The organism is Micromonospora sp. NPDC049497 (genome assembly GCF_044465805.1).
Taxonomy (GTDB): Bacteria; Actinomycetota; Actinomycetes; order Mycobacteriales; family Micromonosporaceae; genus Micromonospora.
Genome location: NZ_JBITMC010000003.1, coordinates 148162 through 166532, shown reverse-complemented (window position 1 = coordinate 166532; position 18371 = coordinate 148162). Strand labels below are relative to the sequence as shown.

The 18371-nt window shown below is 74.1% G+C and carries 17 protein-coding genes and 1 pseudogene; 8 read left to right on the top strand and 10 right to left on the bottom strand.

All coding sequences use genetic code 11. From position 1 onward, the window contains the following. Positions 1–163: 163 nt before the first annotated feature. The 5 genes from ACIBR0_RS06375 to ACIBR0_RS06355 all read left to right on the top strand — a co-directional run bounded on the left by ACIBR0_RS06375 (position 164) and on the right by ACIBR0_RS06355 (position 3187). Positions 164–439 (top strand): winged helix-turn-helix domain-containing protein, encoded by a 276-nt coding sequence (locus tag ACIBR0_RS06375; RefSeq protein WP_396712984.1) that lies wholly within the window; start codon positions 164–166, stop codon positions 437–439. Between the two features lie 62 nt (positions 440–501). Next, positions 502–993 carry a cyclic pyranopterin monophosphate synthase MoaC gene (gene moaC / locus ACIBR0_RS06370; RefSeq protein ID WP_396712983.1) on the top strand — a complete coding sequence of 164 codons (492 nt, stop codon included), beginning with the start codon at positions 502–504 and terminating at the stop codon, positions 991–993. Next, the gene (locus ACIBR0_RS06365) at positions 990–1493 is read left to right on the top strand and encodes a MogA/MoaB family molybdenum cofactor biosynthesis protein (protein WP_357035837.1); all 504 of its coding nucleotides are present in this window, start codon (positions 990–992) and stop codon (positions 1491–1493) included. Before moaC ends, ACIBR0_RS06365 begins: the two co-directional genes overlap by 4 nt. Before the next feature lie 9 nt (positions 1494–1502). Continuing rightward, positions 1503–2762, top strand: coding sequence for a molybdopterin molybdotransferase MoeA (locus ACIBR0_RS06360; RefSeq protein WP_396712982.1), 1260 nt, complete (start codon positions 1503–1505; stop codon positions 2760–2762). Next, positions 2759–3187 carry a molybdenum cofactor biosynthesis protein MoaE gene (locus tag ACIBR0_RS06355; protein ID WP_396712981.1) on the top strand — a complete coding sequence of 143 codons (429 nt, stop codon included), beginning with the start codon at positions 2759–2761 and terminating at the stop codon, positions 3185–3187. The genes ACIBR0_RS06360 and ACIBR0_RS06355 overlap by 4 nt, the downstream gene beginning before the upstream one ends. A 24-nt stretch (positions 3188–3211) precedes the next feature. Here the strand turns inward: ACIBR0_RS06355 and ACIBR0_RS06350 are convergent, their stop codons facing one another. After that, entirely contained in the window at positions 3212–4645 is a 1434-nt protein-coding gene (locus ACIBR0_RS06350) for a glycosyltransferase 87 family protein (RefSeq protein WP_396712980.1), read from the bottom strand. Between the two features lie 215 nt (positions 4646–4860). Continuing rightward, positions 4861–5406, bottom strand: coding sequence for a DoxX family protein (locus ACIBR0_RS06345; RefSeq protein WP_357036934.1), 546 nt, complete (start codon positions 5404–5406; stop codon positions 4861–4863). 125 nt (positions 5407–5531) lie between these two features. Between ACIBR0_RS06345 and ACIBR0_RS06340 the strand changes: the two genes are divergently transcribed. Beyond that, entirely contained in the window at positions 5532–6086 is a 555-nt protein-coding gene (locus ACIBR0_RS06340; RefSeq protein WP_396712979.1) for a GNAT family N-acetyltransferase, read from the top strand. 33 nt (positions 6087–6119) lie between these two features. Here the strand turns inward: ACIBR0_RS06340 and ACIBR0_RS06335 are convergent, their stop codons facing one another. From ACIBR0_RS06335 to ACIBR0_RS06325, 3 genes and pseudogenes are all read right to left on the bottom strand, one after another. Continuing rightward, positions 6120–7361 carry an ATP-binding protein gene (locus ACIBR0_RS06335; protein WP_357036940.1) on the bottom strand — a complete coding sequence of 414 codons (1242 nt, stop codon included), beginning with the start codon at positions 7359–7361 and terminating at the stop codon, positions 6120–6122. 159 nt (positions 7362–7520) lie between these two features. Further along, a complete protein-coding gene (locus ACIBR0_RS06330) occupies positions 7521–7940 on the bottom strand; it encodes a hypothetical protein (RefSeq protein WP_396713256.1) in 420 nt (139 codons plus the stop codon). A gap of 412 nt (positions 7941–8352) precedes the next feature. Further along, positions 8353–8871: pseudogene (locus ACIBR0_RS06325) on the bottom strand (flagellar basal body protein FliL); the annotation flags it as partial. 472 nt (positions 8872–9343) lie between these two features. Between ACIBR0_RS06325 and ACIBR0_RS06320 the strand changes: the two are divergent. After that, entirely contained in the window at positions 9344–10327 is a 984-nt protein-coding gene (locus ACIBR0_RS06320; protein WP_396712978.1) for an EamA family transporter, read from the top strand. 62 nt (positions 10328–10389) lie between these two features. Here the strand turns inward: ACIBR0_RS06320 and ACIBR0_RS06315 are convergent, their stop codons facing one another. From ACIBR0_RS06315 to ACIBR0_RS06295, 5 genes are all read right to left on the bottom strand, one after another. Beyond that, a complete protein-coding gene (locus ACIBR0_RS06315) occupies positions 10390–13587 on the bottom strand; it encodes a UvrD-helicase domain-containing protein (protein WP_396712977.1) in 3198 nt (1065 codons plus the stop codon). A gap of 61 nt (positions 13588–13648) precedes the next feature. Further along, the gene (locus ACIBR0_RS06310) at positions 13649–14893 is read right to left on the bottom strand and encodes a metallophosphoesterase (protein ID WP_396712976.1); all 1245 of its coding nucleotides are present in this window, start codon (positions 14891–14893) and stop codon (positions 13649–13651) included. An 11-nt stretch (positions 14894–14904) separates the two neighbouring features. Beyond that, the gene (locus ACIBR0_RS06305) at positions 14905–15195 is read right to left on the bottom strand and encodes a MoaD/ThiS family protein (RefSeq protein ID WP_396712975.1); all 291 of its coding nucleotides are present in this window, start codon (positions 15193–15195) and stop codon (positions 14905–14907) included. Positions 15196–15197: 2 nt separating this feature from the next. Further along, a complete protein-coding gene (gene moaA, locus ACIBR0_RS06300) occupies positions 15198–16211 on the bottom strand; it encodes a GTP 3',8-cyclase MoaA (RefSeq protein ID WP_396712974.1) in 1014 nt (337 codons plus the stop codon). Next, positions 16208–17122, bottom strand: coding sequence for a fructosamine kinase family protein (locus ACIBR0_RS06295; protein WP_396712973.1), 915 nt, complete (start codon positions 17120–17122; stop codon positions 16208–16210). Before ACIBR0_RS06295 ends, moaA begins: the two co-directional genes overlap by 4 nt. Before the next feature lie 154 nt (positions 17123–17276). Between ACIBR0_RS06295 and ACIBR0_RS06290 the strand changes: the two genes are divergently transcribed. Further along, complete coding sequence (locus ACIBR0_RS06290) at positions 17277–18323, top strand: DUF4192 domain-containing protein (protein WP_396712972.1); 1047 nt, start codon at positions 17277–17279, stop codon at positions 18321–18323. The last annotated feature ends 48 nt before the right edge of the window (positions 18324–18371 follow it).

Below are 18371 nucleotides of genomic sequence, written 5' to 3'. Positions count from 1 at the left end.
ACGGATGCAGTGAATCGTGGGAGCTGGCTTTGGTTGTCGGCCGCAGTCGCCCTCAACGCATAGAGAAAATGTCGTCGCTCTCTGATATCTTCCGGAGGGCTCACGCTATTTGGCGTCTATGCGCTAATTGTGTGTTACGTACTAAAAGTCAGGGGGTTCAGCGGTGGAGGTACGACTCCTTGGTCCACTGGAGTTGCTGACCACGGTCGACTCACCTCTGGCGATCGGCACACCGAAACAGCGCCTCGTTCTGGCGATGCTGGCGACGGATGCCGGTCGGCTGGTCACCATCGATCAGCTTGTGGACGAACTCTGGCCGGTCGATCCGCCCGCTTCCGCAGTGGCGAACGTCCGTACGTACGCGGCGAATCTCCGGCGGCTCTTCGACGAGGTGTCGTCGTCCCGAGGGCTGCTGCTTCGGGAGACGGGCGGGCGCTGACCGGGCTGGCCGAGCAGCACGGCGCGGAGCTGTCGTCGTACCGGAAAGATAGGCTCCCGACCGTGACCGATCCCGCGCAGCTCACCCACGTCGACACCGCCGGTGCCGCCCGGATGGTCGACGTCTCCGCCAAGGAGATCAGCGGCCGGTCGGCCGTGGCCGCCGGTCGTCTGCGCACCACGACGGAGGTGATCGACCTGTTGCGGCGTGACGGCCTACCGAAGGGTGACGCGCTCGCCGTGGGCCGGCTGGCCGGCATCATGGGCGCCAAGCGCACGCCGGACCTCATCCCGCTGTGCCACCCCATCGCGCTGCACGGCGTCACCGTCGACCTCACGCTCACCGCCGACGCCGTCGAGATCACCGCGACGGCCCGGACGGCCGACCGCACCGGCGTGGAGATGGAGGCGCTGACCGCCGTGGCGGTCGCCGGCCTCGCGCTCGTCGACATGGTCAAGGCCGTCGACCCGGCGGCGAGCGTGGACGCCGTCCGGGTGCTCCGCAAGACCGGCGGCAAGACCGGCGAGTGGGTCCGACCGGAGGACCGGCCGTGATCCGGGCGCGGGTGGTCGTGGCCTCCAACAGGGCGTCCGCCGGGGTGTACGCCGACACCAGCGGCCCTCTCCTCGTCGCCGGCCTGCGCGACCTCGGCTGCGCGGTGGACGAGCCGGTGGTGGTGCCGGACGGCGACCCGGTGGGTGCGGCGCTGCGGGCCGCCGTCGCCGACGGGATGGACGTCGTGCTGACCAGCGGCGGCACCGGGATCAACCCCTCCGACCGCACGCCGGAGGTGACCCGGGCCCTGCTCGACCACGAGATCCCCGGGATCGCCGAGGCCATCCGTGCCCACAGCCGCGACAAGGTCCCGGCGGCGGCGCTCTCCCGAGGGCTGGCCGGCGTGATCGGCCGGACCCTGGTCGTCAACCTGCCCGGCTCGACCGGTGGCGCGCGGGACGGGCTCGCCGTGCTCGGGCCGATCCTCACCCACGCCGTCGACCAGCTCCGCGGCGGCGACCACCCGGCAGCGGAAGCGCCCGGCGGGGCGCACCGATAGGCTCGGCCGGTGAGCACGGAAACCGCATCGACCGCCGATCGGGTCGGCGCGCCCCCGCCGGCGGGCTGGGACGAGGCGCGCTCCCGGGTGTACGCGGTCGGCCTGGCCGCCGCGCTTCCGGCCGCGAGTCGCCCCCTCGCCGAGATCGACGGACACACCCTCGCCGAGCCGCTGACCACCCGGACGGACCTGCCCGCCTTCCCGACGTCGAGCGTCGACGGCTGGGCGGTCCGCGGTCCCGGCCCGTGGCGGATCGTCGGACGGGTGCTGGCCGGCAACACTCCCGCGCCGCTGGGCGAGGACTCCACGACCGTCGAGATCGCCACCGGCGCGATGGTCCCCGAGGGCACGACCGCGGTGCTGCGGGTGGAGGAGTCGACCCGTACCGCGGAGGGCCTCGTGGCCGGCACGCCGCGGCCCGCGCCGGAGTGGCGCGAGCCCGGCGAGGAGGCGTACGCCGGAGAGGACCTTCTCCCCGCCGGCACCCCGGTGGACCCGGCGCTGATCGGCCTGGCCGCCTCCTGCGGGCACGACAGCCTGCGGGTCCGGCGGCAGCCGCGCGCGGCGCTGCTGGTCTTCGGCGACGAACTGCTGACCGCCGGGCCGCCCGCCGCCGGGCGCGTCCGCGACGCGCTCGGGCCGGCGGTCCCGGCGTGGCTGCGCCGGTACGGCTGCCAGGTGCGCCCGTCGGACGTGGTCGGCCCGGTGGCGGACACGCTGCCCGCCCACGTCGCCGCGCTGCGGGGTGCGCTCACCAACGCCGACCTGGTCTGCACCACCGGCGGCACGATGCACGGGCCCGTCGACCACCTGCACCCGGCGTTGGAGGCGCTGGGCGCGGACTACGTGGTCAACACGGTGGCGGTGCGCCCCGGTTTCCCGATGCTGCTGGCCCGCCTCGTCGGCGCGGACGGTCGGGTCCGGTTCGTCGCCGGCCTGCCGGGCAACCCGCAGTCCGCGATCGTCGCCCTGGTGTCGCTGGTCGCGCCGTTGCTCGCGGGTCTCGCCGGCCGGCCGATGCCCGCCCTGCCGCACGCCACGCTCGCCGAGCCGGTGCCCGGTCGGGGCGCCTACACGCACCTGGCGCTGGTACGCCTCGACCGGGTCGCCGGCACCGCCCACCCGGTCCGGCACGTCGGGTCGGCGATGCTGCGCGGCCTGGCCGGCGCGGACGGGTTCGCGGTGATCCGTCCCGGCACCTCCGGTGAACCGGGCGACCGGGTGCCGGTCGTGCCGCTGCCCCTGCTGTCCGGGGAGCGTGCCTGGTGACCGCGCCCGCCACCACGTTCGGCACGGTGACCGACCGGCCGCTGGACCTCGCCGCGCACGAGGCGGCGGTCGCCGACCGCCGGGCCGGCGCGGTCGTCTCGTTCCAGGGCGTGGTCCGCGACCACGACCACGGCCGCGCCGTGACCAGCCTGGAGTACGAGGGTCACCCCACCGCCGAGCGGATCCTGCACGAGGTCGCCGCCGAGATCGCCGCCGACCCCGACGTGTACGCGGTGGCCGTGTCGCACCGCGTCGGCCCGCTCGCCATCGGCGACGTGGCCCTGGTCGCCGCCGTCAGCACCGCCCACCGTGCCGCCGCGTTCGCCGCCTGCGCCCGGCTGGTCGACGAGGTGAAGGCGCGGCTGCCGATCTGGAAGCGGCAGGTGTTCACCGACGGGACCGAGGAGTGGGTCAACTGCCCCTGAGGGCGACCACCCGCCGGTCCCGCGTCAGCGGCGGCCGTGGAACGTCGGCGTACGGCCCAGTCGGTCGGCGTAGAAGGCGGGCTCCGCCCCCGGACGCCACGGCAGGGCGGCGACCAGCACGATCAGCGCCAGCGCCAGCGAGTTCTCCATCAGGGCCCCGAACAGGCCGTCCTGGTAGTGCGACACCTCGGGAAGCTGGTGCTCGTACGGCCAGATCGGCGAGATCAGGAACAGCAGGTAGAGCACCACCGCCGCGACGCCGTGCCGCACACCGGTCAGCGTCGGGTACCAGATCGGGGAACGCAGCCCGTTCACGCCGGGCAGCCCGCCGTAGCCGGCCCGCTGAGCCGGACCGCGACTGGCCTCGTGGCGCCGGACCGCGGCGTCGGCCAGCACGATGATCGCCGGGATGACCCACACCAGGTGGTGGGTCCAGGAGATCGGGCTGATCACGCTGGTGGTGAGGCCGACCAGGGTGAAAGCGGTCAGCTCGTCGCCGTCGGCCCGCGCGTTCGCGGCCCGGGACAGACCGAGCGCCAGCATCAGCAGGGCGAACGACAGCCACAGCAGCCCGGGCGTCTCGATCGAGTCGTACAGCCGCGCGAGCAGGCCGGCGAGCGACTGGTTGGGCGTCATGTCCGCCGCGCCCACCCGCTCGGTCTGCCACAGCACACCCCCGAAGTAGGCGCGCGCCTCGGGGCCGACGACGGCGAACGAGCCCAGGGTCACCGTGATCACCGTGCCGACGGCCGTCGTCGCGGCCCGCCACTGACGGGTGATCATCAGGTAGAGGATGAACAGGGCAGGGGTCAGCTTGACCGCGGTGGCCAGACCGATCCCCACACCCGCCCAGGCGCCGCTGTAGACGAAGCGCAGCAGGAGCCCGTCGGTGGGGGCGACGTGGGTGCCCCGGCGGGCCCGCCACCGCAGACCGACCAGGTCGGCGATGATCAGCGCGAAGAGCAGCAGGTTCACCTGGCCGTAGCCGAGGGTCTCCCGCCCGGGCTCGATGGCCACGGCCAGCGGCGTCGCGATCGCCACGGTGAACCACAGTGGCCAGCCCAGCCGGTCGACGATCGGCCGGAGCAGGGCGGCCAGGACGACGGCCAGGGCGGCGATGCTGGCCGCCGCGTTGACCAGGCCCGCCGCGCCGACCGGCAGGTGCGCCATCGGCAGCATGACCAGACCGGCGAACGGCGGGTACGTGAAACCGAGGGTGGTGCCGGGTGCGATGAAGTCGTACAACTCGTGGCCGCTCGCCCACCACACCACCGCACCGTGGTAGATCTTCATGTCGAAGAAGTTGTACGGCCGCCCGAAAGCGCCGATGGCGAGCCATGCGGCGTAGGCGACGGCGGCCACGATGCCGGTCCGTACGACTGTCCTGCGATCAATACCACGCGTTACGCGGCGGACTGGGGCGAGGCGGTCCACCCGTCTACCGACAGTCGTCGGCATGGTGTGGCCACCCCCGTATAAATGTCGTCGCACCCGTCCAGGTCCTGCACGGAGCCTAGAACGGTCCTCCACGTCTGCGCCTCCCGCGTTATGCGACCGTGTCCGATCCCACACAAGTTTTTGACATTTCCGCCGCGTTAACTGCGTCCGGGTGGTTCAGGAGATTCGCGGCGTTGGTGGGGGTGGTGGCTGGTGGAGGGGAGGATCGACGCAGGTCAACCCGGCAGTCGTCGAGCCGTCGCCGCCGATCGTACGGCGATCCGGGCCTCTCGGCGGGCGGTACGGACAGCTCGCTGCACCGAACGTCGGGAGTGGCCGATCCGGTGACCGGTCCGCCACCGCAGACTCGGCTTGCCCTCGGTGTCGGCGGCGGCCAGCAGCAGCCCGCCGAAGAGACCGAGGTTCTTCAGGAAGTGGATCTGGTTGTTGTTGCGCGTGGCCGGGTCGTCGTTGCTCCAGAAGGGATGTCCGGCGATGGTGACCGGGACCAGCGTGCCGGCCAGGACCAGCGCGGCCGGCCGGGTGAAGCGCCCGGTGGCGAGCATCAGCCCGGCACCCAGTTGAACGGCGGCGTTGACCCGGATCAGTGTCTCGGTGTCGGTGGGGATGCGGGGATTGGCCCTCTGGAGCAGTGGCGTGACGCGGTCCGTCACCGGCTTGGCGGCGGGAGCCAGCCGACCCGGGTTCTGGAAGTTCTTCACCCCGCTCACCACGAAGATGCCGCTCAACATGGTACGGGCGAGGGAGCGCACAGGCTTCATGGATCAGTCATACCCCGTCGCGAGCCGTGCTACCCGTGCAACCGCCGATCCGAACCGGTCATCGTGAACGTCGCGCCACGCCAAATCGAGCGACCGTCTCGGATGGACCGGCTACGGCGGGTAACGTGCCCGGCGTGACGACACTGCGGCTCCGCCCGGAGGACCCGGCCGACACCGGCGCGGTCCGTCGGGTGCTCGCTGCGGCCTTCGCCCGTCCCGACGTGACCACCCCACCCGAGGTGGGGCTGGTCGACGAGCTGCGCGGCAGTGAGGCGTGGCTGCCCCCACTGGCGATGGTCGCCGAGTACGGCGGTGAGGTCGTCGGGTACGCGCTGCTCACCCGGGTCCGGGTGAAGTCCGACGGGCGCAGCGCGCCGGCCCTGGTGCTCGGCCCGGTGGCCGTCGCGCCGCACCGGCAGCGGATCGGCCTCGGCACGTCGGTGGTGCAGGCCGCCCTCGACGCGGCGACCGAGTTGGGTGAGGGGCTGGTCGTGGTGCTCGGCGATCCCGCGTACTACCGGCGGTTCGGCTTCGGCCGCGCCGACGCGATGGGACTGACCAGCCCGTGGTCCGGGCTCGGTGAGCCGTGGCAGGCGCTCGCGCTTCCACCCGCCACCAGCGGCGACGGCCCGCCGCCCCGGGGCGAGGTCGACTTCCCACCCCCCTGGGCCAAGGTCTGACCCTGCCGGACCCCGGTGACCCCGAACGGGTGGTCAGGCCGGTTGGGTGCGGAGGTAGCGGCCGAAGTGTGGAACGGTGAAGGCCACCGTGCCGCGCTCGCCGGAGTAGATGAGGCCCTTCTTGATCAGCGCGTCCCGGGCCGGGGAGAGGCTGGCCGGCTTACGGCCCAGCGCGCGGGCGATCTCGGCGGTCGGCACGGCGGCATCCATGTCGTCCCGTCCACCTCCGTCGGCCTCGCCCTCCACCAGCGACAGTGTCGCCATCGCCCGCATGTACTCGCGTTCCGCCGGGGTGGCCCGCTCGAAGCGGGAGCCGAAGAAACCGACCGCCAGCTCCGCTTCGGCCTCCGGCGCGGCGACCCGGACGTCGGCGGCGGTAATCGGCGAGCGGGGGGCATGGTCCCAGGTGGCCTTCCCGTACGCCTGGACGAAGTACGGGTAGCCGCCGGACTTCTCGTACAGCAGGTCCAGCGCCTTCTGCTCGTACTCGACCTCCTCCCGCTCGGCCGGCGCGCAGAGCGCCTGGTCGGCGGCGATCCGGTCGAGCCGGTCGATGCGCTGGTAGCGGAAGAGCCGCTCGGAGTACGACTTCGCGGCGCTGAGCACGGCCGGGAGGTGCGGCAGCCCGGCACCGACCACGATGAGCGGTGCGCCCAGCTGGGACAGCTCGTGGCAGGCGGCGCAGAGCGCGGAGACGTCCTCCGGGCCGAGGTCCTGCATCTCGTCGATGAACACGGCGATGCCGGTGCCGACGTCGGCAGCGATCGAGGCCGCGTCGGTGAGCAGCTCGACCAGGTCGATCTCGATGTCCCCGGAGTCGGCCCGACCGTGTGCCGCCGGTACGTCGATGCCGGGCTGCCAGCGGTCGCGCAGCTTCGGCGCGGCGGCGCCGCGGCCGGTGGGCGCGGACCGTTGGGCGAACGCCTTCAGGACGCCGAGGAAGGCGTCGATCCGGTCCGGGGCGCGGTGCCGGGGTGCCAGCTCGCGGACCGCCATGTGCAGCGCTGCGGCGACCGGCCGGCGCAGGGACTGGTCCGGTCGGGCCTCGATCTTGCCGGTGCCCCAGAGATGGTTGATGGCCTGCGAGCGCAGCGTGTTCAGCAGGACGGTCTTGCCGACGCCGCGCAGCCCGGTGAGCATCAGGCTGCGTTCGGGCCGCCCGCGGGCGATCCGTTCCAGCACGACGTCGAAGACGTCCAGCTCGCGTCCCCGCCCGGCGAGTTCGGGCGGGCGCTGGCCGGCGCCCGGGGCGTACGGGTTGCGGACCGGATCCACGCATCGGAGAGTATCGGGCCGTCTAGCGGCGAGGCTAGACATCCGTAGATGCGGCTACCGGCGTGTCGGCCCTCCTCGACACAAAACTAGGGCTGTCTAGCGTCCACGCTAGACAGCCCTAGTTTTGGTAATCAGCGGTTGGTAATCAGCGGCTGCTCGTCAGCGCTCCCGGAGGCAGAGCACGTAGTCGAGCAGGTCGACCGGGTTGTCGTGCACGTAGTTCACGGTCGCATCCGGTGCCCGGGTGGCACACCGCTCGCCGTCTACGGTGGCCGGGATCCGCAGCAACACCTCGTACGTGTCCGGACCGCACGGCACCTTGCGCAACTCGGCGTCGTCCTCGGTGCCGTCGTTGACCACGCAGTCGCCCCGCGCGAACTCCGCCTCGTCGTCCTCGGTCGGACTGGGCTCCGCCGTGGTCGGCGCGGGCGTCGGCGCCCCGGTCGGATCGGCGGGTGCCGTGGTCGCCGGCGCGGAGACCGACGGGTCGTCGGAGTCGTCGGCCACCTGCCAGACCGCCCAGCCGGCGAGAGCGAGGCACGGGCAGAGCAGGAGCAGCGCCACCAGCCCGATGATCAGCGCGATCCGGCCACCCCGCCGGTTGCCGGAGGGCGCCACCGGTGGCGGCGTCCCGTACCCGCCCGGGCCCGGCCACGGCGTACCCGCACCCGGGGCGGGCGTCGGCCCGGCCGGTGGGAACGGACCCGGCGGCGGGTAGCCCGCGCCGGAGGTCGGCGGCTGCGGCGGGCCCGCCGGTGGTTGCCCCGGACCCGCCGGCGGCTGCCCCCACAACGGTGCCGTGGGCGGCTCGCCGCCCGGCGTGGGCTGTCCCCAGTGCGGCACGGTGGGCTCCCCGCCCGTCGGTCGCGGGGGCTGTCCCCACTGCGGCAGCGTCGGATCGACCGGCTGGTTGTCGGACGGTCGGCGGTACGGGTCGTCAGGCTGGCCGGGCGTTCCGTTGGTCATCTCTCCCCCTGGCGGGTGCGACGGCTCAGCGCTGCTTCAGACAAAGCACGAAGTCGAGGGTGTCCAGTTCGCTGTCGAAGAAGTACCAGTTGGTGTAACCCTCGACCTTGGCGCACTTCGCGGCGGCGTCCTTCTCCCCGGTGGTCGCGCCGTCGATCCGCCGGAGCACCTCGTACGTCTTCGGGCCGCACTCGCTGATCAGCAGCTTCGGCTTGCCGCCGGCCGGCCCCTCGTTGCGGACGCACTGCCCCGCCTTGGCGAACCGCGGATCGGCCGACGACTCAGGTGCGGGCGCGCTCGGCGCGCTCGGCGTCGGCTCCGACCCGCCGGCCGGTTCGGTGGTCTCCACGGCGGCGGGCGCCGGCTCGGTCGGCCCGGCCGTCGGCGCCGGGTCGTCGCCGCGACCGAGCAGGTAGAGCACCGCCGCGCCGCCGACGACCAGGGCCAGCACCGCGGCGAGCACCGCGATCACCGCACCCCGGGACCGCTTGCGCTCCGCCGGGGGAACGGGCGCGCCGGCGTACGCGTACGGCCCGGCCCCGGGATCCGGGTGGGACGCGTACGGCTGGTCGCCGGTGCGGTACGGCTCCGCGCCGTACGCGGGCCCCGCGCCGTAGCCCGGACCGGACCCGTGACCCGGAGTGCCGCCGGGGCCGTAGCCGGGCCCACCACCGGGGCCGGGGCCGTAGCCGGGCGTGCTACCGGGGCCGTAGCCGGGTCGCGGGTCGGGGCCGGCGTAGCCCGGCTGACCCGGGCCGTAGGGCGCGTCCCCGTAGCCGGGCTGCGGATTCCCCTGGCGCTGCGGGTACGGGCCGTTCGGGTCGTCCCAGCCGCCCGGGCCGGATCCCCCGCCCTGTGGGCCGGGTCCGTCACCCGGTTGCTGTCCCCGCCACGGGTCTGGTCCCGCCCCACCCGGGGGTCCGTAGTTCGCCATGCACGCCCTCCTGCACGAGTGGTGAGAGGCCGGCCACCAACACCGGACGCCGACGCCCCCGCCACCGTAGCGTGGTCCAACGATGAGCTCACCTCCGCCAAGTGCCGCACCGTCCGCCGAGTCCCCGCCGTCGGCCACCGGTCCGCACCGCCCCACCGCCGCGCCGGTTCTGATCTGGACCGCATTGGTGCTGGTCTACGTCCTGTGGGGCTCGACCTACCTCGGCATCCGGATCGCCGTGGAGACGATGCCACCGCTCGGTTCGGCGGCGGCCCGGTTCGCCGTCGCGGGCCTCGTGCTGGCAGCCGTGCTGCGGCTGCGCCGTGGCCCCGGCGCGCTGCGGGTGGACCGGCGGCAGCTCGGGTCGGCCGCGCTCGTCGGGGTGCTGCTGCTGGCCGGCGGCAACGGCCTGGTGGTGCTCGCGGAGTCCGGCCCGCCCGGCGTGGCACTGCCGTCCGGAATCGCCGCGCTGCTGGTGGCCACCGTGCCGCTGCTGGTGGTGCTGCTCCGTTCCACCGTCGGCGACCGGCCGGGCCTGTGGACGTTCGTCGGAGTGACGCTGGGCTTCGCCGGCCTGGTCCTGCTGGTGCTGCCGACCGGCGGGACGGACGCCGTTCCGCTCGTCGGTGCGCTGACCGTGGTCGCCGCGGCCACGAGCTGGTCGGTCGGCTCGTTCCTGGCCGGACGGATCCGGATGCCCGCCGACCCGTTCGTGGCCACCGTCTACGAGATGGCCGCCGGTGCGGCGGTGCTCGCCGTCCTGGCCGCCGGCCGTGGCGAGTTCCGCGGCTTCGACCCGGCCGCCGTGTCCACCCGCTCGTGGCTCGCGCTGGCGTACCTCATGGTCGCCGGCTCGCTGGTCGCCTTCACCGCGTACGTGTGGCTGCTGCACCAGGCGCCGATCTCGCTGGTCAGCACGTACGCGTACGTCAACCCGGTGGTGGCGGTGGCGCTCGGCGCGCTGTTCGTGGCGGAGCCGGTCACCCCGCAGGTGCTGCTCGGTGGCGCGGTGATCGTCGCCGGCGTGGCGCTGGTGGTCACGACGGAACGACCCCGCCGGCAGTGAGCCGCGTTAAGAGGGGTCCCTTCCTCTACACCAGGCGTTAAGAAGGGGCCCTTCCTTACACCTCAGATGAGGCGGAGCTGGCGGTCCTTCGGCCGGCGGGGTTCGGCCTCGCCGAAGCGCTCGAACAGCCCCGGGTCGATGACGTCGAGGAACGGCGACGGGCGGCACTCGCGTTCCGACCCGTGTCGCACCCGCCGCGCCGCGTGGCTGACGTAGAGGCGGTCCTGGGCGCGGGTCAGCCCGACGAAGAACAGCCGGCGTTCCTCGGCGACCGCGTCCGCGTCCGGCTCGGAGCCGGGCCAGCGCAGCGGCAGCAGCCCGTCCTCCGCGCCGACCAGGAACACCACCGGGAACTCCAGGCCCTTCGCGGCGTGCAGGGTGAGCAGGGTGACCGCCTCGGCGCGCGGGTCGAGCGCGTCGACCTCCGCGCCGGTGGCGAGCTGGGACAGGAACAGCTCCAGGTCGTCGCCGCAGCGCCGGGCCAGCGGGGTCAACAGGTCGACCGCGGAGCGGACGTCCTCCGGCCGGACCGCGCCGGCGCCGTCCAGCGTCGGCACCGCGAAGCGCTCCGCGACCACCTGTCCGGCGAGGCGTACGCGGGCGGCCAACGAGCCGTCCAGCCCGTCGGCGTGGCGCAGCTCGCGCGCGATGGCGGCCACGCCGGGCCGGTCGCGCAGCCGGTCGTGCGAGCGCTTCTGCACCGGGATGTTCGCCCGGGACAGGGCGTCCACGATCGGCGCCGCCTGGGAGTCGGTGCGGTAGAGCACGGCGATGTCGGAGAACGACAGCGTGGTGGACCGGCCGTCGATCCGGCCGGAGTCGAGCGAACGGTGGGACAGCCCGCCGACCAGCTCGTCGACGGTACGGACCACGAAGTCGGCCTCGTCGGCGACGGAGGCCGCGGAGTAGCGGCCGACCATCGGGGCCTCCGGGTCGAGCCGGGCCGGGTCCAGTCGCCGGCCGCGGACCAGCGACGACGGCGCGATGGCCTGCACCGCGGCGGCCAGGATCGGCGCCGAGGAGCGGTAGTTGCGGTTGAGCCGGACCAGCCGGGCGTCGGTGAAGTCCTGCGAGAAGCGCAGGAAGTACCCGACGTCGGCGCCCCGGAACGAGTAGATCGCCTGGTCCGGGTCGCCGATGGCGCAGAGGTTGCCGTCGGCGGGGCTGAGCAGCCGCAGCAGCTCGTACTGGACGGCGTCGACGTCCTGGTACTCGTCGACGAAGATCCACCGCCAGCGCTCCCGGTAGCGCTCCACCAGCTTCCGGTCGCCCCGCAGCAGCGCCACCGGCAGGGTCAGCAGCTCGTCCAGGTCCACCAGGTCCTGCTTGCGCAGCAGCGCCGTGTAGCGGGCCGGGTCGTCGCCGGCCTCGCTCCGCGCCGCCGCCCGGTCCGCGTCGTCGGCGATCCGGAAGTCCGCCGGCACGCCGGCGGCCGCCGCGTTCTCCCGCAGGACGGCCAGGCCGAGTGAGTGGAACGTGCCGACGGTGACGTCCTCGGCGACCGGCCCGAGCAGCCCGTCGAGGCGGTGGCGCAGCTCCTCGGCGGCCCGCCGGGTGAACGTGATCGCCAGGCACTGCTCCGGGAAGACGTTCAGCTCCGCACACAGGTACGCGATCCGGTGCGTCAGCGTCCGGGTCTTGCCGGTGCCGGGCCCGGCCACGATGAGCAGCGGCCCGCCCGGTGCGGACGCCGCCACCCGCTGCATCGCGTCCAGCCGGTCCAGCAGGCCGGTGCCGACCTCCTCCATGCCGGCCAGCATCGGCTCGAACGGCTCGTGCGGCGAGGGCGGGGGAGCGATCGGGGGTGGGGGCGGCGGCGCGGCCCGGCGCTTCGGCGCGGCCTTCACGGCCGCCGTCGGGCGCCGGGGCTTCGCGGTGCCGGCCGGCTCCGCGGGGCGTCGCTGCGCGGGCACGGGTACGTCGAAGAGTGTCTCCTGCGCGGCGGCGTCGCCCGGGCCGCCCAGCTCGGCGGGGTCGAAGAGGGAGATGACGCCGTACTCGCCGTCGTAGCCGGGAACCCGGCGTACGTCGCCGCGCCGCAGCCGGCCGATCCCCTCGGCGAGCAGTTCGCCGCCGACCCGGCCGATCTCGTCCAGTGGCGTACGGGTGAGGATCTCCAGCTCCGGGCCGAGCGCGGCGACCAGGTCGTGGAGCTTCCCCTCGACCTTCTTCGACCGGGCGCCCACCCTGTTGATCTCCCCGAGGATCTCGGCGAGCTGCACCAGGTGGGTGACGTCCGGGGCGTGCGCCGGTCGGTGCCCCTCCGGGCGGTCGGCCAGTTCCTCGACCCGGCTCAGCACCCCGACGGTCAGCGGCCTGCCGCACTCCGGGCAGCGCCCGCCCGCCTCCCGGGTCCGCTCCGGCGACCAGTTGACGCCGCAGAGCCGGTGCCCGTCGGCGTGGTACTTGCCCTCCTCCGGGAAGAACTCGATCGTCCCGGCCAGCCCTTCCCCGGTCCGCAGGGCCTCGCGGATCGCGAAGTAGTCGCGGGCGGAGTCGAAGACGGTCGCCTCCCGGGCCAGCGCGGGGGGCGAGTGTGCGTCGGAGTTCGACACCAGCCGGTAGCGGTCCAGGCTGGCGACCCGCCAGTTCATCTCCGGGTCGGACGAGAGGCCGGTCTCCACCGCGAAGATGTGCTCGGCGAGGTCGGCGTAGCAGTCGGCGATCGCGTCGAAGCCGGACTTCGAGCCCAGCGCGGAGAACCACGGCGTCCAGATGTGCGCCGGCACGAGATAGCCGTCGGCGCTCGCCTCCAGGGTGATCTCCAGCAGGTCCCGGCTGTCCAGGCCGAGGATCGGCCGGCCGTCCGAGCCGAGGTTGCCGATCCGCCCCAGTGCCGTGTTGAACCGGGCCACCGCGTCCAGGTCGGGCAGGTAGATCAGGTGGTGCACCTTGCGCGTCCGGTCGTCACGCTTGTAGATCGTGGAGATCTCCACGCTGAGCATGAACCGCACCGCGTCCGTCTCGGCCTCGCTCGCCAGTCGGGGCGGGAGCCGCCGGGCGATGTCCCGCTCCGCCTCCGGGCTGAGCCGGTGCAGGCCGGGCTCGGCCGGGTGCAGCGTCTCGCGCAGGTGGTCGTACCAGGCGGGGTGGGTGAAGTCGCCGGTGCCCAGGACCGCGATGCCTTTGCGCCGGGCCCACCAGCCCAGGTTCGGCAGGGTCAGGTCGCGGCTGCACGCGCGGGAGTACTTCGAGTGGATGTGCAGGTCCGCGACGAAGGGCGGGAGGCCACCGGGGGGTGCGGCGCTGAACGGAGGCACGCCGCATCCTGTCACGACCGGCCAGACACCGCCCGGCCGCCACGCTCGGAGGTGAGCTGCGCTATGCCGATCGAAGCTCCACCAGGGTGATCTGGGGGTTGGCCCCGACCCGGACCGGCGGGCCCCAGAAGCCGGCGCCGTTGGTCACGTACACCTTCGTGCCGTCGACCTCCCCGAGCCCGGACACCACCGGCTGCTGGAGCTTGACCAGGTAGTTGAAGGGCACCATCTGGCCGCCGTGGGTGTGGCCGGACAACTGCAGGTCCACGCCGAACTTCGCCGCGTCGAACGCGGCGACCGGCTGGTGCGCGAGGAGCACGACCGGGCGGCTCGGGTCGCGGTCACCCAGCGCCGCCGCGTAGTCCGGCGGCCCGGCCACGCCGGTGCCCGCGGCCGTGGCGTCGTTGACGCCGGCCAGGTCGAGCACGCCGCCCCGGGCCGCGATCTCGACGCGCCGGTTCTGGAGGACGCGCAGCCCGAGCCGGTCCACCTCCCGGACCCACTCCTCCACGCCGGAGTAGTACTCGTGGTTGCCGGTGACGAAGTAGCTGCCGTACCGGGAACGCAGGTCGCGCAGGGGCGCCGCCGCCGGCCCCAACTCGGCGACCGAGCCGTCGACCATGTCGCCGACGACCGCGACGATGTCGGCGTCCAGGCGGTTGATGGCGGCCACGATCCGCTCGGTGTGCGCCCGTCCGCGCAACGGGCCGAGGTGGATGTCGGAGACCGTCGCGATCCGCAGGCCGTCCATGCTGCGGGGAAGCTTGGCCAGCGGGATCCGCACCCGGTCCAGCTCCGGCGGGCCGAGGGCGTTGCGGATGCCGTACCCGGTCAGGCCGGTGGCGGTGAGCCCCGCGAAGATCGCCGCACCGCGCGTGAGCAGCAACCGGCGGTCCGGGTCGTGGTCGGCCGGGGTGACGGCGTCGGTGGCCGGCGGGTCGGCGGGGCCCGCGGCCCCGACCAGGGCCGGTTCCGGCGCGGCCGTGGTCGGCTCGGCGGCGGTCAACCGGCGGCGCACCACCAGCCGGGCCACCAGCATCGGAATCTCCAACGCCACCATCAGGACGAGCAGGTAGAACATGACCGCGAGCCAGAGGTAGCCCGGCCACGCGAGCCAGTAGAGCCCGGCCTGGGTGCCCGCCATCGTGGCCGGCACGAGCAGCGCCAGCACCAGGGCGGTGATCCCGCCGACCCGCCGCCAGCGCCCCGGCACGGTGGTGTCCCGCACCAGCCGCTTCCAGAGGTAGAGGTGGATCAGTCCGGTGATGAGGCCGAGTGTGGCCACGAACCCGACTACCGCCAACACGTGGGCCTCCCTCAGCCGCCCGCGAAGGGGGGCAGCACGTCGATCGTGGCCCCGGCCGGAAGCGGTGCCTGACGATCATGACAGGTCACGCCGTCGACCAGGAAGCTCGCCACCCGCAGCACGCCGGCCAGCCGGTCGCCGTGCCGCGCGGACAGGTCGATGAGGAGTTCGTCCAGGCAACGACCGGCGGATGCGGTCTCCTCGGTGCGGCCGGCCGCCGCGCGCGCCCCCGCGAAGTAGCGGACGGTCAGCGTCCCGGCCGCCCCCGGCCGCTCCGCCGCGGCCGGTCGTGCGTCGTCCACGCTCAGCCTCCGATCGCCGACATCGGCCGGGCCGGCTGCAGGAAGGTCGGGTCGTCGATGCCGTGGCCGGCCCGCTTGCCCCGCGTCGCGGCCTGCCACCGCCCGGCCAGCTCCGCGTCGTCCGCCCCGGCCCGCAGCGCACCGCGCAGGTCGGACTCCTCGGTGGCGAAGAGGCAGTTCCGGATCTGGCCGTCGGCGGTCAGCCGGGTCCGGTCGCAGTCGCCACAGAACGGCCGGGTCACGCTGGCGATCACGCCGACCCGGGCCGGGCCGCCGTCGACCAGCCACGTCTCGGCCGGCGCCGCGCCCCGCTCGGCCGGATCGGCGACCAGCGTGAACTCCTGCTTGAGGGCGGCGAGGATCTCGTCGGCGGTCACCATCGTCGTGCGGTCCCAGCCGTGCTGGGCGTCCAACGGCATCTGCTCGATGAACCGTTGCTCGTAGCCGTGGTCGAGGGCGAACCGCAGCAGGGCCGGCGCCTCGTCGTCGTTGACGCCCCGCATCAGCACCGAGTTGACCTTGACCGGGGTGAGCCCGGCGTTCGCCGCACCGGCCAGCCCGGCCAGGACGTCGTCCAGGCGGTCCCGCCGGGTCAGCCGCGTGAACCGCTCCCGGTCCAGCGTGTCGAGCGACACGTTCACCCGGTCCAGACCGGCGGCCCGCAGGGTCGGGGCGAGCCGGTCCAGGCCGATGCCGTTGGTGGTCAGCGAGATGCGGGGGCGAGGCTCCAGCGCGGCGACCGCCGCCACGATGCCCACCAGACCGGGCCGGATCAGCGGCTCGCCGCCGGTGAACCGCACTTCGGTCACCCCGAGCTGCTGCACCGCCACCCGGATCAACCGGACGATCTCGTCGTCGCTCAGGAGCTGCGGCCCGGCCAGCCAGGGCAGGCCCTCGGCCGGCATGCAGTACGTGCAGCGCAGGTTGCACTTGTCGGTCAGGGAGACCCGGAGGTCCCGGGCGACGCGGCCGTACCGGTCGACGAGGACGCCGACGGTCGGCGGGGCGGCGCTCACCCGTCGACCGTAGCGCGCCCGAGCCCGGTCAGGGCTTCCCGGGCGGTCCGGGCGACCGCATCGCGGTACGCCCCGCCGAACTGGGCGGTGTGCACGAGCATCAGGTGGAGCTGGTGCAGCGCCACCCGCTGACGCCACCCGTCGGCGAGCGGCCACGCCTCGTCGTACGCGGCGATGATCCGGTCGTGGTGCGGGACAGCGCCGAAGAGCGCGAGCTGCGCGAGGTCGGTCTCCCGGTGCCCGCCGTGCGCCGCCGGGTCGACCAGCCACACCCGGTCGTCGGCGCCCCAGAGCACGTTGCCGGGCCACAGGTCACCGTGGATGCGGGCCGGCGGCTCGTCCCCGCCGACGTCGGAGATCCGCGCGACCACCGCCTCGACGGTTCCGCTCTCGGCGCCGGTCAGCGCGCCGTTGTCGACCGACATCCGCAGGTACGGCAGGAGCCGGCGCTCGGTGAACCAGCTCGACCACGGGCCCCCGTGCGGGGTGTTGTCGGCCGGGAGCGCACCGATGAAACCGGGCCACGCCGCCCCGAACGCCGGCGCACCGGCCCGGTGCATCCCGGCCAGGTCCCGGCCGAACCGCTCGGCCGCTTCCGCACTCGGCTCGCCCGGATCGACCCATTCCAGCGCCAGCAAATCCGGCAATGCCACCACCACCTCCGGTACGGCCACCGTCCCCGCCTCCCGCAGCCAGCGCAGTCCGGCCGCCTCGGTGGCGAAGAAGCCCTCCGGCGCCGGCCGGGCGGCGGTCTCCGGCCAGGTTTTCGCGAAGACCGAGTGGCCGTCGTCCAGGGTGAGGCGTGCGGCGGAACAGATGTCGCCCCCCGACACCGGCGTCTCCCGGATCCGCTGGTGGGTCAGGAACGTCGGCAGGTGCTCGGGGTGCGTCCGCAGGTACGCCAGATCCATGCAAGGCAACGTAACCCCTGACACCGACGACGGGAGGACCGCCGCCCGCAGGCGAAACGGCGTGAGCTGCGGGAACACGCTGCGTGACTGTGGATGACCCGCGTGTCGTCCACAGGGCCTGTCGGAGCGCCCCGCAGGACCGCAGGCTGCGGACATGACCTCGACCGACGCCCCCCGGCTCGCCGTCCGTTCCCCCGCCGACCTCGTCGCCGCCGTGCCGTACCTGCTCGGTTTCCACCCGACCGACAGCCTGGTGGTGGTGGCGATGCGGGGCCGCCGGGTCACCTTCGCCGCCCGGCTCGACCTGCCCGCTCCCGCCGACCCCGTCACACCCGCCCGGCACCTGGCCGTCGTGGTCGCCCGCCAGGCCGCCGAGACCGCCACGGTGCTCGGCTACGGGCCGGCGACCCGGGTCACGCCCGGTGTCGACGCGATACGCGCCGCCCTCGCCGACGAGGGCATCCCGGTCCTCGACGCCCTCCGGGTCACCGACGGCCGGTACTGGTCGTACCTCTGCGCCGAGCCGGAGTGCTGCCCGCCCGACGGCACCCCGTACGACGTGTCGGCCAGTGCGGTCACCGCGGCGGCGGTCTTCGCCGGTCAGGTCGCCCTGCCCGACCGCGCCGCCCTCGTCGCGCAGGTCGCCCCGGTCCAGGGGGCCGACCGCGCCGCCCTGACGCGGGCGGCGGAACGCGCCGAACGCCGGCTCACCGACCTGCTCGACCGGGCCTCGCGCACCGACCTGACGTCGGGCCGGTCGGTACGGGTCGCCGGAACGGCCGCGGTGCGCCTCGCGCTGCGGGGACAGCGGCGGGGGCGACGACTCACCGACGACGAGGTGGCGTGGTTGGCACTGCTCCTGACCGACGTGACGGTCCGGGACTTCGCCTGGGAACGCACCGACGGTCGGGACGAGGACATCGCGCTCTGGGCCGATGTGCTCCGACGCGCCGAGCCGGAGTTCGTCGCCGCTCCGGGCGCCCTGCTGGCGTTCGCCGCCTGGCAGGCGGGGCAGGGTGCGCTGGCGGCCGTGGCCCTGGAACGGACGCTGGCCCTGCACCCCGACCACTCGCTGGCCCGGCTCCTGGACGACCTGCTCCGGCACGGTGTACCACCGGCCCGGCTGGACGGATGGCCGGCGGTCGGTGTCCCCGGTGTGGTCCGCCGTCGGCGGCGGAGAAGTGACCGTGGCCCCCGCTGACCATCCGACGAGTGGTGGTGCCACCCGCCGCCACGGTGCTGCCGGCCG